Raw genomic sequence first — 15,036 nt, forward strand, 5'->3', positions numbered from 1 at the left:
ACCTTGCCAATCGCCTGCTGATGCCCGATTTTCACGGGCACGCGCAGGAGCGCTCGCACATCTTACATCAGCAGGACGATTCATGCCCCTAGCCATCGACCCCGCCCTTTTTGCTGACAGCGCCATCAGCGCTGAGACGCTGGCGCTCAACCGCCACATCGTCGATACATTCGCCGGATGGCCCGACCCCTGGGCCTTCCCGCCTTCCGTCATCCGTGAGGCACGCAAGCAGGGGCGTGGCATTTTCCCCATCAGACCAGCCTCGCCGCGTGCCGAGAGCCTCGACATTCCAGGTCCGCGCGGGCCGATCAATCTGCGGATCGTCAAGCCGTTGCAACCCTCACGCGGCGCCTTCCTGCATCTCCATTTCGGCGGCTGGACGCTCGGCTCGAATGACATGCATGACTGGTTCTTCGAGCGCATCGCCGACGCAACCGGGCTTAGCGTCGTCTCGGTCGATTACAAGCTGGCGCCGGAATTTCCTTATCCCGCCGGGCCGGATGATTGCGAGGCCGCCGCCTTGTGGCTGACGCGCGAGGCGGGGGTGCGGTTTGGCGGGACGGTGCTGGCGATTGGCGGTGAATCGGCGGGCGCGCATCTGGCGGTGGTGACGATGGTGCGCCTGCGCGAGCGCCATGGGTTGGTGCCGTTCCGGGCTGCGGCGTTAACGGCTGGCAGTTTCGATCTGACGATGACGCCGAGCGCTGCCAATTGGGGAGCGGAAAAGCTCATTCTCAACACCCGCGACATCGTGAATTTCGCCCGCTGCTACGTTCCTGCCGGCGTCGCGCTCAATCACCCGGATGTATCGCCCATGTATGCCGATGTGCGCGGCCTGCCGCCAGCGCTCTTCAGTGTGGGCACCAAGGACCCGCTGGTTGATGATTCAATGTTCATGGCCGGGCGGTGGATCGCTGCCGGCAACAGCGCCGAGATCGCCATCTATCCCGGCGGCTGCCATGTCTTTCACATGTTCGATGGTGCCTTGAGTGAAACCTGCCTGACGCGGCTGACAGATTTTCTGGCAACCATGACAGCGTGAAGTTCAGCAGATGACAGCCCCAGCCGGACGGGACGCGCGCTCCCGCCAGGCAGAAGAGGCTGCGCCTTTCAAGCCGCCTGTCTGGCGCCAGCGCCTGAAGCAAAGCGACCGTAGAACGTCTCGTTCTTCTCCGCCATCTCTTTCAGGAGCTTGTTCGGCTTGAAGCGCTTGCCGTATTTCTTGGCGAAGAACTCGCAAAGTGCGACAAAGGCTTCGGTTCCCATCTGGTCGATATAGGTGAGAACGCCGCCGGTGAAGGGGGAGAAGCCAAAGCCGAGTATCGAGCCGACATCGGCCTCGCGCATATCGGTGATGACCCCGTCCTCGACGCAGCGCGCGGCTTCGAGCGCCTGTGTCACCAGAAAGCGGCGCATCAAATCGTCGCGATCGAATTTGTCCGGGTTATCAGTCGGCTTGATGATATCGACGATGCCCGGCCACAGGGATTTCTTGCCGCCTTGCGGATAGTCATAGAAACCCTTGCCGTTCTTGCGACCGAAGCGCTCGCGCTTCACCACCATTTCTTCCAGCAGGCTTTCCTGACGCTCATCAACCGCCTTCACGCCGAGATCGGTCTTGGTTGCCTGCAGGATCTTCCAGGCAAGATCAAGCGCCACCTCGTCGTTGAGTGACAGCGGGCCAACCGGCATGCCGGCCATGCGCGCCAGATTTTCAACCATCGCCGCCGGCACGCCTTCGGTCAGCATGATATGGCCTTCGCGGACATAGTTGAGGACACAGCGATTGGCGAAGAACCCGCGCGAATCATTGACGACAATCGGCGTCTTGCGGATGGCCTTGACGAAATCCATCGCGGTGGCGAGCGCCCGGTCATTGGTCTTCTTGCCGAGGATCACTTCAACCAGCATCATGCGGTCGACGGGCGAGAAGAAATGCACGCCGACAAAATCGTCCGGGCGGCTCGAATAGGCGGCCAGCGACGTGATCGGCAGCGTCGAGGTGTTGGACGCAAAGATGACATCCTTGCCGATCACAGCCAGCGTCTTCTCGATGACATCCTTTTTGACGTCACGATTCTCAAATACCGCCTCGACAACAAAATCGACGCTTCTGAGGTCTTCATAATTGGCGGTCGGGCGCACCCGCTCAAGGATCATATCCTTCTCGGCGGCTTTCATCCGGCCCTTGTTGACCTGATCGGTCAGCGCCTGAACGATATGCTCCTTGCCCTTCTGCGCGGCCGCCTCATCACGATCGACGAGATAGACCATCATGCCGGCACGCGCGCTCACCTGGGCGATGCCGGCACCCATGAAGCCGGCGCCGATGACGGCAATGGTCTGCAGTTTCGATGGCGCCACGCCGGGCGGGCGTCGCGCTCCCTTGTTCAGCTCACCCATCGACATGAAGAGGGTACGGATCATGGCGGCAGCTTCCGGCGAGCGCAACACGGAGGTGAAGTAGCGTGCCTCGATGCGCAGCGCTGTGTCGAAGGGAACGAGCAACCCTTCATAGACTGCGCTGAGGATCGCCTTCACGGCCGGGTAATTGCCATTGGTTTCGCGGCGCGCAATGGCAGCAGCGGCCGGCCAGACCTGGGAGCCACCGGCCGAATAGACCGGCCCGCCAGGAAGTTTGAAGCCATCACGATCCCACGGCGCTGCCGCTTTCGGGTTGGCCTTGATCCAGGCCTTGGCCTCAGCAATGAGATCGGCTGGCGGCACAACCTTGTCGACGAGCTTCATGGCTGATGCCCGGTCGAGCTTCAACTCCTGCCCCTGGACGATAAGCTGAAGGGCATCCTGCGCCGGGACCAGGCGGGGAATGCGCTGCGTGCCGCCGGCGCCGGGAATAAGACCAACCTTCACTTCGGGAAGGCCAAGCCGGGTCTTGTCGTTCTGCGCGGCGATGCGGCCATGGGCGGCCAGTGCCAGCTCGAACCCACCGCCCAGCGCCGTGCCGTTGAGGGCAGCCACCACCGGCTTCTTGGCAAGTTCCAGGCGGCGGAACATCTGGCCGAGTTTCGAGGCTTCCTCAAAGAGTGCTTTCATCGCCGGCTTTTCGCCACGCTCGATCGTGAGGCGCTCAAAACGCGCCTTCATGGTGCTGAGCAATGTCAGGTCGGCGCCAGCACAGAAGGTTTCCTTGCCCGACGTGATGACCATGCCCTTGATGGTGTCATCCGTATGCAGCCGTTCAACGATGGCGGCGAATTCGCCAATGGCGTCCTCGTTCCACACATTCATGGAGCGCCCTGGCATGTCCCAGGTCACGGTCGCGATGCCATCGCTATCGATCTCTAGTTTGAAATTGGTCATGCTCATATGGTGCCTCCCCGGCTTAACCAGCGCGTTGTTGCGGCTGTGAAATCTGTATGTCCGCGATGATCGCGGCAGTTGTGGTGATAGTGGCGAATTCGCCAGCCAGATTGGCAAGCGACATCTGATGAATATCCTCGGCGCGATGATGCTCGCCGTCAGGGCCTGTGCGCCCGTAGGTCCAGGTTGCATCCCGCACGAGAAAAGCGCCGTAACCGAGATTGCCGGCCATGCGTGCTGTGGTCTCGACGCAGTGATTTGTGGTGGCACCGGTGATGATGAGTGAAGCGATATCCCATGCCTGCAATCGTGCCTCCAGATCAGTGCCGATGAAGGCGCTGTTGGCGGATTTCGTTACGACCACTTCGCCCGTGCGTTCAGCGGCAAAAGGCTGGACGGCAAAGCCGGGCTTGTCACGACGAAACGGTGAATGCGGATGGCGCGAGGCGTGGCGGATATGGATCACCGGCACGCCCGCCCCGCGACAGGCGGCGAGCAACACGGCAATGTTTGCCTCCGCCTGCGGATTATTGCGGGCGTTTCCGGCCGAAGCCATCTCGACAAAGGCCTGCTGCACGTCAATCACCAGCAGGGCCGCATGGCGTGCGTCCAATTGCGTCATCTCAGACACGTTCGATGATGGTGGCCGTTCCCATGCCAGCGCCGATGCACAGGGTGATGAGCGCGGTGTTGAGATTGCGCCGTTCCAGCTCATCGAGCACGGTGCCTATCAGCATGGCACCGGTTGCTCCCAGCGGATGGCCCATGGCGATCGCCCCGCCCGTCACATTGACCTTGTCATGGGGCACATCGAAGGCCTGCATGAAGCGCAGGACAACGGAGGCAAAAGCCTCGTTGACCTCGAACAGATCAATGTCGGAAATCGACATGCGCGCCTGTTTCAGAAGTTTCTGCGTCACATCGACCGGGCCTGTCAGCATGAGGGCCGTATCGGAACCGATATTGGCGTAGGCGCGGATACGGGCGCGCGGCTGCATGCCGAGCTTTTTCGCGCCCTTCTTGTTGCCGATAAGCACGGCAGCCGCGCCATCGACGATACCCGAGGAATTGCCCGCATGATGGACGTGGCGGACGGTCTCGACGTCGGGATGTGCCTGGATCGCCACCGCGTCGAACCCGCCCATCTCGCCCATCATCTGGAAGGAGGGTTTCAACTGGGCAAGCGACTGCATGTTGGTGTCAGGGCGCACGATTTCGTCATGGGCTAGGATGGTGAGGCCGTTGACGTCGGTCACCGGCACCACCGATCTGGTGAAGCGCCCGTCAGCCCAGGACTGGGCGGCACGCTTGTGGCTTTCTACCGCGTAGGCATCGACCACGTCGCGGGTGAAGCCATATTTGGTGGCGATGAGATCAGCGGAGACACCCTGCGGCATGAAGTAGGATTTCATGGCAATCTCAGGGTCCATGGCAATCGCTGCGCCTGAGGCGCCAAGGCCAACGCGCGACATGGATTCAACGCCGCCGGCGATCATCACATCATCAGCGCCGGCGATCGTCTGCGAGGCGGCGAAATTCACCGCATCAAGCCCCGAGGCGCAGAAGCGGTTGATCTGGATGCCGGGCACCTTGGTGCTGTAGCCGGCATTCAGCGCGGCGGCGCGGGCAATATCGCCTCCCGCCTCACCCACCGGATCAACGCAACCGAGAATGACATCGCCAACCACCGCCGTGTCCATGCGATTGCGCTCGGCCAGCGCTTCCAGCGACTGGGTGGCAAGTTGCAGCGCCGTCACCTCGTGCAGCGAGCCGTCCTTCTTGCCGCGCCCGCGCGGGGTGCGAACCGTATCGAAGATAAAGGCGTCAGCCATATGGAGCTCCCGAAATCGTTTTTGTGCCTTGACGGCATGGTCGTGATGATTTGAGCAAATTCATGGACAGGCCGGGCGGAATGCCGCCCGGCACTGCCGGATCAGAAAGCCTCAGGCGCCAGCGCCATCATGGTCTTGGCTCCCGTCGACAGGCGCGCCAGATGGGCGGCCGTTTCTGGCAGAACGCGTTCAGCGAAATACTGGGCGCTGACGAGCTTGGTTTCGTAAAAGCTCTTGTCGCCGGCACCGTTTGCCAGCTTCTCCTGAGCCGTCTTTGCCATCATCGCCCACATATAGGCAAAACAGACAAGGCCAAGCAGATGCATATAGTCAGTCGAGCCGGCCCCGGCATTATCGGGATTGGCAAGGCCGTTTTGCATAAACCACATGGTGGCCTGCTGGAGATGCTGCAGGCTGTTGGCGAGCGGGCCGACGTAAGCCTTCATTGCCGCATCGCCTTCATGCTGCTTGATGAAGGCGCTGACTTCATTGAAGAACGCAGTGATCGCCCGCCCGCCATCGCGGGGCAGCTTGCGGCCGATGAGATCGAGCGCCTGCACGCCGTTGGCGCCTTCATAAATCATGGCGATGCGGGCATCGCGCACATATTGCGACATGCCCCATTCCTCGATGTAGCCATGCCCACCCAGCATCTGCTGGGCGTTGACCGCGTTCTCGAAGCCCTTATCGGTGAGAAAGCCCTTCAGCACCGGCGTCATCAGACCCATATGGTCATCGCCCATCTGCTTCTCGGCCTTGTCCTCGGAGCGATGCGAGATATCGCCGCGGATCGCCGTCCATACAACAAACGCCCGCGCCGCCTCGTTGAAGGTCTTGATGTTCATCAGCGTGCGACGGACATCGGGGTGGACGATGATGGGATCGGCCGCCTTGTCCTTGGCCTTCACGCCCGAGAGCGAGCGCCCCTGAATACGGTCCTTGGCGTAGGCCAAGGCATTCTGATAGGCGACCTCGGACTGTGACAGGCCCTGGATGGCAACGCCGAGACGCGCCTCGTTCATCATGACGAACATGGCGTTGAGGCCGCGATTGGCCTCGCCCACCAGCCAGCCTACCGCGCCGTCATAGTTCATGACGCAGGTGGCGTTGCCGTGAATGCCCATCTTGTGCTCGATCGACCCGCAGGCAACCGGATTGCGGGCGCCCAGCGACCCATCGGCGTTGACCATAAACTTCGGAACGACGAAGAGCGAAATACCCTTGGTTCCTTCCGGCGCGCCATCGATGCGGGCAAGCACAAGATGGATGATGTTCTCGGTGATGTCCTGCTCGCCGGCGGAAATGAAAATCTTGGTGCCGGAAATCTTGTAGGAGCCATCGCCCTGCGGCGTGGCCTTGGTCTTGATCAGACCAAGATCGGTGCCGCAATGCGGTTCCGTCAGGTTCATGGTGCCTGACCAGCGCCCTTCCACCATTTTCGGGACATAAATCTGTTTCAGCTCTTCGGAGGCGTGTTCAATGAGGGCGGCAATCGCCCCCATGGTGAGGCCGGGATACATCGACAACGCCATGTTGGCGCTCGACGAGAATTCATTCATGATCGCGCCAAGCGTATAAGGCAGGCCCTGGCCGCCATATTTGGGGTCGGTCGCCAGACCAATCCAGCCGCCCGCAGCATAGGCTTCATAGGCTTCCTTGAAGCCCTTGGGCGTGGTGACGCGCCCGTCCGCATGGCGCTTGCAGCCCTCGACATCGCCACTGCGATTGAGCGGCTGGAAGACTTCTTCCGTCAGTTTGGCAGCCTCGCCGAGAATCGCTTCGATGGTTTCGGGGGTTGCATCCTCGAAGCCTGGAAGATTGCCGTATTTTTCGAAGTGAAAGACATCATTCAGCAGAAAGAGCGTGTCATGTACCGGCGCCTTGTAGCTTGGCATGGTCTAGTTCTCCCGACGTGCCGCGACATTTCAGTCCGCGCGGCTACTTTGCCATTATCATACCCGTGATGGGGCGACGCTCCGCGCCGCGACGCTATTTCTAACGTCGCATCGCGCGTGCAGCAGCGCCGCCTTCTCAAGGATGACAATGTGCGCCGAACCTAAGCCCGACGCAATATTGACCGCACACACCACGAGAGCTTTTATACGACATCGCGGGCGATGTCGTGCGGACAACCCCTAGGTGCGTACCGCACCAATAATTGGGGTGCGCCCGCCGATCGCAGGTTCAGTACTATGTTCCCCTGACCGCCAGATCGCTGTCGAGGCCAGCAATGTGACCGCTCAGCTCGTCAATTGCCTTTTCCACCTCATCCCTGCGCTCGATGAGCATGGTCAGCTGGCGGGAAAAACGATCACGTATGGTGAGCTGGTGTTTATGGCCACCTGCGGCGTTTCGCGCCTGGTGGTCGAGCGCCAGCATCTCACCGATATCGATGATGGACATGCCGACACGCTTGCACAGAAGAAGGAGCGTCAACTGCTTCCTGTCGGCTTCGCTATAGAATCGCGACGACCCCTCCCGTCTGGGATGAAGAAGCCCACGGTCCTCATAAAATCGCAGGGCGCGCAAAGTAATACCGAAATCACGTGCCATCTCGCCGATGGTAAACACGTCTTCCTTACGCGTGGTCTCCAAGCTGGACAAAGACGTTGTTCTGACCTCTTCGATAACCTGAATGTTCTGTGGCACGTCTTATCTCTCGAATTTCATGATGGCGTCTTTCCATCTTCAGCTTAACAAGCGGGATATGGTCGACCGTGGCCAGTCAGTGACCTGTTATCTTATTGTTCCAGCCAAAAGATCCTCACCTACGTTTTGATTTTATTCGTTTTTCAACGTTTAGCGTCGGTGATTTACGCATACGTCCAAGTGACCTGCCAATCACCTGTTGTAAAATTTGCGTGACATGACTCGCTTATTTTGCGGCACCGTCCTCGATACGATGGCGTGATCAGACGCGACGCGTAGCGCGGACTGTTCTGAACTGCGCAGTCAATGGCCAGCGCCGGCGTTGAGCCTCTTCCCGGAAACGCCGGCAGCCACCCGTTAACCAGGTATTTACCATAATGGGTTGAAGGTCTCGCCAGATCGGATGGCGCCTGCTGTGCCAGATCCGATTGGATGGCCAGAGCCGGAAGGCAGGCCAGCGGGTGGAGCGGGATATGGCCGCGCGTAAGTCATGGACCAACGACAGGCCTGTCGGCTTCGTTGAGGACGAGGAAGTAGGCTATGAGCGGGCGATGGACATCGCGCGCCGCTCCGGGCTGTCGCTGGGAGCATGGCTCAATGGTGTCATCAGTGACGCGTCGGCGCGCGCCGGTGATCGCCCCCCCGCCTTCAGCGGTCAGCGTCACGAATTTTCAAAACGGCAGCATTTTGACGGGCGCGGCGATGAGCGGGCAAGGAAAGCTGCGCAACCGCAACGGCGTGACAACCGCGACAATGTGCAGTTGTCGCAGATGTTCAAGCGACTGGCCGATCTTGCCGAACGCGTCAGCAGTGCCGAGTTGCAGGCGCAGCGCGCGCTGGTGCTTGCCGAGCGCCGTCTCGAGGCCGCTGATCAGGCAGGTCCGGTCACCGCCCGTCACGTCAAAGCCTTTGCCAGCGAAGTCGACCACGTCCATTCTGATCTGGCGGCTGTAGAGCGCGAGGCGCGGCGCGCCGTTCGCGACCTTATCGGCGAGACGCGCACGCTGGGCGGCAGCCACCTTGCCGATGATCCCCGCCTGTCGGCCATCATGGCAGCCATTCATTCGGTTGAAGCCCGGCTCGATCACATCAGCGAGCGGTTGAACAAGCCGGCGCCTCCCCTTCCACCCTTACATGATGACGGTCGGCTGGCGAAGATCGAGGCGCAACTCGTCGACATCGCCCGCCAGCTTGAGGATAGCGGATCGCAGCCGGTGTTGTCGATTGACGCCGGTTTGAGCGAAACCGTTCGCCAGATCGCCAGCCGGCAACGCGAACTGGAAGATTCGGCGGCCTCCCGCGACCAGGCTGATTTTCTTCATCATCAGCAGGCCCAGCGGGTCGACGCGGAGTCGCTGCGCGACATTCAGGAGCGTCTGAGCGGCCTTGCAGCGCAGATTGCCGCTTCGCGCCACGAGCCGTCCTTCGATCGTCGGCTGAATGACCTGCCCGAGCGCTTCGAAACATTGCGGCGCAGTCTCGAGCGCTCCGCAGGCGAGCCCCAGCTTGGGCAATTGCTGGCTGAAATCCGCATGCTCGATTCCAAGATCACCGGGGCGCGCGATGCGGAGGTCGACCCGCTGGCCCTGTCACGGATGGCAAGCCAGCTTGATGAGATGGGCGAATTGTTGCGGGCTGGCCAGCCCGGCGACGTTCTCGTTCATCTGAAAACAATCGGCGACAAGCTTGAACGACTGCAGCCAAGGCAGGATATCGCGACCATCGAGCGACTGCGCGAGGACATCGCGGGGCTGCGTGCCCAGATTTCAGAGCGACCGGCCGAGGCGGCAGCTTTTCACAGTCTGCCGGATGAGCGCATTGATGATCTGCGCCACCGTATGGAACAGATTCAGTCACTTCTGTCGACGCGTGACGAGACACCGGATGCGATCAATGTGCTCGCCGGGCGCATCGACGCGCTGGCGGTGCAGTTGCTGGCTAAAGGAACATCAGACACCACGCAGCGCATGATTAGCGAACTGCGCGGGCGTGTTGAGGAACTGGCAAGCCATCCGCCCGACACAACGGCCTTTTCGGTCATCGAAAAGCGTCTGACGGCGCTTGTTGATAAAATCGAGCGGGCGCAAAGCGAACGCCCCGCCGCCGAGACATCGTACAGCGACGTCGACAGCCGACTAAAGCGCCTGACTGAACTGATGGAATTGCAGCGCGACACCCCGCCGCAAAGTGATGTCATCCAGTCGCTGGAAAAGCATGTCAGCGAATTCCGGCGCAGCGCCGAAGGCTCAGACCGGCGTGTTACCGAAACGCTCAACTCGATGCACGAGGCGCTGACCCGCCTCAACGAGCGCATGCGCGATAACGCTCCGCCAGCCGAGATGCCCGTCACGCGCGCCGCCGCCAAGCCGGGGGCAGCCGTTCCTGCAGCACCACCAGCGCTCCCGGTCGACGCACGGTCGGCTGCAGCGAAAGCCCCCGTTCAAACCGATCAATCGGCCCTCAGTGCCGCTCGCGAAGCGGCTGCGCGTGCGGCTGAACTTCAGCGCGCTCATGATGATCGGGGCGAACTCGATCTGCCGCTTGAGCCAGGATCAGGACGCCCGCAAGCGCAGATGCCGCGAGCACCCGGCAAATTGCCAGCAGCGAAAGCCGATGCGGGGAGCGAGAGCCTTGGTGCGGGCGATCCGATCCGCGCTGCCCGCGTCGCCATACAGCGACAGACCGAGAAAGGCGGCGGCGCCAAAAGCAGCCTGCGCTCCTCATTTATTTCAGCCCTTCGGCGAAACGGCACGCCCAAAGCGGCAGCCGCGCCCTCGCCATCGGGTGATGCGTTGCTAGCAAGGCCCGCCCAGCGGGCACCCCGCAAAATCAGCGGCCTCGTCATCCGCGTCGGCGTTGCCCTGTCGATTGTCGCCATTGTGTTGAGCGCGGCGCGCATCGTCTGGTCGCTTGGCCAGTCGGGCGGCGACATCGCCACGCCGACGCATGACGAACGGCCGATCGGCAAATCACCATCCGAACCGACAAATGGCGAAAACACCCGTCGCAACGATGATGCAACCAGCAGTCTCGACAAGCGCGGCGAAGTGGCGTCATCACGTGTCGCGACGACACAGGCTGGCGTCACTCTGCCTGCGCTTCCCGAGGGCGTTTTATCCCAGCGCCTGAAGCAGGCGCTTGAAGCCCAGAACCCGCGCGCTTATTTCGATGTCGCCATTCGCCTGGCTGACGGCCGTTCGATCCCGCGCAATGTTGAAGCAGCCATCCCCTGGCTGGTGCTGGCGGCCGAGCGGGATCATGCGCCGGCCTATTACCGGCTGGGCAACATTTATGAGAAGGGGCTTGGCCCGAAGCGCGATATCGGCCAGGCGGTCAGCGCTTATGAGAAGGGTGCCGCCCTTGGCAACCGCAAGTCGATGCATAACCTTGCCACCCTTTATGCCGCCGGTATAGCGACGGGAAACCCAGATTATCAGCGGGCGTTCCCGCTCTTCGAGCAGGCAGCCGAGCTGGGGCTGGTCGACAGCCAGTTCAATCTGGCTGTGCTGCTGGTCAATGGGCTCGGCGCCAAGCAAAATCTCGGTGAAGCCTACAAATGGTTCACAGTCGCGGCGCAAAACGGCGACAAGGAAGCCAGCAAAAAACGCGATGAGATCGCGGCCCGCCTGAATGGCCAGGCACTGGTCGATGCCCGGCTGGCTGCGCAGAATTTCCGCCCCAAGGCGATTGCGGCGGCGGCCAACGAAGATACACCGCCCACCTTGCTGTTCGAAGACAATCCCCTCGCCGCGCCGACGGCGAGCGGGCCGCAGGCAACGCCAAATCTGGGAATTTCCGTTGCGCCGGCGAGCAAGCGCAGCTGAAACGTCGCGTCCACGATCAGCGCACCGCTAAATGGCTAGTCTTCCTCACTTGACGAGGGTCTGACCGCCCGGCACGACACAGGCTGACAAAGCGATGCTGATCGCAAACCTCCGTTTGCCGCGCCCGGCAGCGCCATGATGTGGAGCCATGATGATGTCAGTTCGAAACGGCGCTGGCGCTGCCACGTCAGGTGGCAATCATGGCCTGCAGCGCGCCATTATCGTCGGCATCATCGCCTTTCTGACTCTGATCGATCTTTTCGCCACGCAGGCCATCCTGCCAACGCTGACCCGCCATTACGGCGTCAGCCCGGCCGACATGGCGCTGGCGGTCAATTCCAGCACCATCGGCATGGCGGTTGCGAGCCTTGCGGTCGCGCTTTTAAGCCGACGCCTCAATCGCCGCACCGGTATCGTTGTCAGCCTGTCGCTTCTGGCCCTCCCGACGCTCCTGCTGGCGAATGCGCCTGACCTCACCATTTTTACCACGCTTCGCATCGTGCAGGGTTTGCTGATGGCAACGGCCTTCACCCTGACGCTGGCCTATCTGGGCGAAGAACTCAGCATGGAGGAAGCGCCACGCGCCTTTGCCGCCTATATCACGGGGAATGTCGCGTCCAACCTGATCGGTCGGTTATTATCTGCGTCCCTCGCGGATCATTTCGGGCTGGCGACAAACTTCTACGTTTTCGCCGGGCTTAACCTGCTTGGTGCCGGCCTTGCGCTGCTGGCCATCCATCCGGCCATGCGCCTCACCGGCACCGAGCCGCTGGGGCAGGCGGTCGCGTCCGTACGCAAGCATTTTTCCAATCCGCTCACCCGTTCGAGCTTTCTCATCGGCTTCTGTATCCTGTTTGTGTTCATCGGGACCTTCTCCTTTGTCAATTTCGTGCTGGTGCGCCCGCCGCTCAGCATCGGCCAGATGTCGATTGGCTTTGTCTATCTGGTCTTTCTGCCGTCAATCGTCACCACCCCGCTCGCCGGCAAGCTGGTTGCCCAACTTGGTACGCGCGCATCGCTGTTGATCGGGCTTGGTGCTGCCGCTCTTGGCCAGCCATTGCTGCTCACCGGAAATCTCGCCGCCGTCCTTCTCGGGTTGTCCATCATCGGGGTTGGGACTTTCTTTGCGCAGGCGACTGCCACCGGTCTTGCCAGTCGCGCGGCTGACGGCGACAAAGGAGCTGCGAGCGGCATTTATCTCGCAAGCTATTTCTCGGGCGGGCTTGCCGGCAGCGCTGTCCTCGGTCAGATTTTCGACCGTTTCGGCTGGACGGCGTGTGTCGCTGCGATGACCTTCGTCCTGGCGATCGCGCTGTGGATTTCGTTTCGACTGGCGCCCGCAGCAAAACAGTGAATTGAACCAGTCGCGCGTGGCTGCATTTGCCGGCGGTTCAGCCCGTCGGCGGGGTCTGGATTGCCAGTTCGCCTGCCCCGGCGCTGCGCAGCAGATGCCCTTTCATAAGCGCCGCCGCGCCACGCCTGTCGCCAGTCTCCAGAACATCCAGTATGTCAAGATGCTCTCGGGTGAGGCTTTCGAGCCCGTGTGCGTCGGGCATCTGGCAATAGGCAAAGAGCCGGCGCATATGGTTGACGCGCTTCAGCGTGTCGAGCAGGAACACATTGCCTGAACACTCAGCAATCGCTTCGTGGAATTCGCAACCAAAGCGGAACATTTCCGACAAATTATAGAGGCGCATGCCATCCCTCAGAACTCGCTCCTGATGCTCGCGGACAATGGCCATGCGCTCGGGGTTCCAGCGAAAGGTCGGTTCAAGAATGCCCGCCGGCTCGATGATCAGCCGCAGCCGCGCCGTCTGGGCGTTTCCCGTCGGGTCACGCAAGGATTGCGCGAACATCCAGCCATACCCCTTGGCGCGCTCGACCCAGCCCTCGGCGGCAATACGGTCAAGCAATCGCAGCAATTGCGCGCGCGTGAGATGGTAGCGGCGCATCAATTCCGCCTCGCTGACAATCACCGGAAACTGCCCGTCGAAATGATCCCGGGCGATCGCCTCGTAATGCTTCTCACCGACATCGGCAGCGATCAGAGCCTGTGGCGATGACAGGGACGCCAGCGGTACGCACAGGATGAACCCCTTGTGCGGTATCAATTTTGTCAAACCTTGCGTACTCAGAGCCAGAAGGGCTTGGCGGACAGGCGGGCGCGACACCCCCAGACGCTGCGCCAGGCGCGACTCATACAGACGTTCACCAAAACCGATGCCGTCACGGCGGATGATGTCAACAATCTGGCCGATCAGAGCGGGATTTGCTGATTTTTTTATTCGTTTTTGCATTGCGCGCGCCCTTTGATGTAGAATTACTGATTGACAGAAAAGTTCAATTATCTGTACTTCATCAATATAAAATACACAATTTTGATTTTACGGCTTTTGGAAAATTGACCCCGATGCACGGAAGCCAGCAACGTGACGTGGATATCTGCGAAGTCGGCCCCCGCGACGGGCTGCAATTGGTTAGCGAACTTGTGCCGACAGAGACGAAATTGCGCTGGATCGAGGCGCTTGCCGCGACCGGTCTGCCGGAGATAGATGCTGCGAGCTTTGTGCCCGCAACCTCCATGCCGCAATTTGCCGACGCCGCCGACATTGTCACCGGTGCCCGCAACCTGCCTGCGCCATGGCGCGTCGGCGCTCTTGCCCCCAACCTCAGGGGAGCCGAGCGCGCACTTGGAGCAGGCGCTGAAATGCTGTTTTGCATCGTCTCGGCCAGCCATAGCCACAGCCTCGCCAATACGCGGCGCAACCGCGAGGACCAGGTCAGGATCGTCGGCGATATCGTTCGCCTGGCCAGACAGGAGAAGGGGCGCCGTGTGCTGGTTTCTGGCGGCATTCCCACCAGCTTCGGCTGCTCCATCGAAGGCCGGGTGTCGGAAGCCGATGTATGCCGGGTTGCTGCCGATCTGGCGGAAAGCGGCGTCGACGAAATCGGACTGGCTGACACGGTCGGTTATGGCGATCCGGCCCTGGTCAGCGCGCGCATCAAGGCCGTGCGCCGGGCCGTTGGCAAGGACATCTCGCTGCGCCTCCATTTCCACAACACGATGGGGCTCGGGCTCGCGAATATCCTGGCCGGCCTTGAGGCGGGGGTCACGGTGTTTGATGCTGCCTCGGGCGGGCTTGGCGGCTGCCCCTTCGCTCCGGGTGCCTCGGGTAATGTCGCGACCGAGGATCTCGTTTTCATGCTGGAACAAATGGGGATGAGAACCGGCATCGATATCGACAAGCTTAATGCGGCAACCGATATTCTCGCCAAGGCGTTGCCAAATGAACGCCTGCGCAGTCATGTGCGCGAAGCAGGCGTACCGAAAGTCTATGGCTGCGCTGCATGAGCCTCGCGCCGCTGGCCGCCATGCCATTCACTGAATTCCCGCAGATGGTGACGAGGCC

Annotated in this window: 10 protein-coding genes; 4 read left to right on the plus strand and 6 right to left on the minus strand. The window is 61.2% G+C overall.

What is annotated here, in order from left to right:
- Positions 1 to 82 precede the first annotated feature (82 nt).
- Complete coding sequence (locus ACINK1_RS01085) at positions 83 to 1,042, plus strand: alpha/beta hydrolase (RefSeq protein WP_376799800.1); 960 nt, start codon at positions 83 to 85, stop codon at positions 1,040 to 1,042.
- Between the two features lie 68 nt (positions 1,043 to 1,110).
- Here ACINK1_RS01085 and ACINK1_RS01090 read toward each other — a convergent pair whose 3' ends face one another.
- The 5 genes from ACINK1_RS01090 to ACINK1_RS01110 all read right to left on the minus strand — a co-directional run bounded on the left by ACINK1_RS01090 (position 1,111) and on the right by ACINK1_RS01110 (position 7,748).
- A complete protein-coding gene (locus tag ACINK1_RS01090; protein ID WP_376799799.1) occupies positions 1,111 to 3,327 on the minus strand; it encodes a 3-hydroxyacyl-CoA dehydrogenase NAD-binding domain-containing protein in 2,217 nt (738 codons plus the stop codon).
- Between the two features lie 16 nt (positions 3,328 to 3,343).
- Positions 3,344 to 3,943, minus strand: coding sequence for a cysteine hydrolase family protein (locus ACINK1_RS01095; protein ID WP_376799798.1), 600 nt, complete (start codon positions 3,941 to 3,943; stop codon positions 3,344 to 3,346).
- 1 nt (position 3,944) lies between these two features.
- A complete protein-coding gene (locus ACINK1_RS01100) occupies positions 3,945 to 5,153 on the minus strand; it encodes an acetyl-CoA C-acetyltransferase (RefSeq protein ID WP_376799797.1) in 1,209 nt (402 codons plus the stop codon).
- Between the two features lie 101 nt (positions 5,154 to 5,254).
- Entirely contained in the window at positions 5,255 to 7,048 is a 1,794-nt protein-coding gene (locus tag ACINK1_RS01105; RefSeq protein WP_376803893.1) for an acyl-CoA dehydrogenase C-terminal domain-containing protein, read from the minus strand.
- A 295-nt stretch (positions 7,049 to 7,343) separates the two neighbouring features.
- A complete protein-coding gene (locus ACINK1_RS01110; RefSeq protein ID WP_376799795.1) occupies positions 7,344 to 7,748 on the minus strand; it encodes a MerR family transcriptional regulator in 405 nt (134 codons plus the stop codon).
- A gap of 527 nt (positions 7,749 to 8,275) precedes the next feature.
- On the opposite strand from ACINK1_RS01110, the gene ACINK1_RS01115 reads away from it, so the two are divergent.
- Together ACINK1_RS01115 and ACINK1_RS01120 are read left to right on the plus strand one after the other, a co-directional pair.
- On the plus strand, positions 8,276 to 11,626 hold the full coding sequence (locus ACINK1_RS01115; RefSeq protein ID WP_376799794.1) for a hypothetical protein: 3,351 nt from the start codon (positions 8,276 to 8,278) through the stop codon (positions 11,624 to 11,626).
- A 148-nt stretch (positions 11,627 to 11,774) separates the two neighbouring features.
- Entirely contained in the window at positions 11,775 to 12,980 is a 1,206-nt protein-coding gene (locus tag ACINK1_RS01120; RefSeq protein WP_376803058.1) for an MFS transporter, read from the plus strand.
- 37 nt (positions 12,981 to 13,017) lie between these two features.
- Here ACINK1_RS01120 and ACINK1_RS01125 read toward each other — a convergent pair whose 3' ends face one another.
- Positions 13,018 to 13,923, minus strand: a complete 906-nt coding sequence (locus ACINK1_RS01125; protein ID WP_376799792.1) for a GntR family transcriptional regulator — start codon at positions 13,921 to 13,923, stop codon at positions 13,018 to 13,020.
- A gap of 113 nt (positions 13,924 to 14,036) precedes the next feature.
- Between ACINK1_RS01125 and ACINK1_RS01130 the strand changes: the two genes are divergently transcribed.
- Complete coding sequence (locus ACINK1_RS01130; protein WP_395759936.1) at positions 14,037 to 14,978, plus strand: hydroxymethylglutaryl-CoA lyase; 942 nt, start codon at positions 14,037 to 14,039, stop codon at positions 14,976 to 14,978.
- The last annotated feature ends 58 nt before the right edge of the window (positions 14,979 to 15,036 follow it).

The sequence above is a fragment of the Raskinella chloraquaticus (SeqCode) genome (genome assembly GCF_021731865.1).
Classification (GTDB): domain Bacteria; phylum Pseudomonadota; class Alphaproteobacteria; order Rhizobiales; family UBA4765; genus Raskinella; species Raskinella chloraquaticus.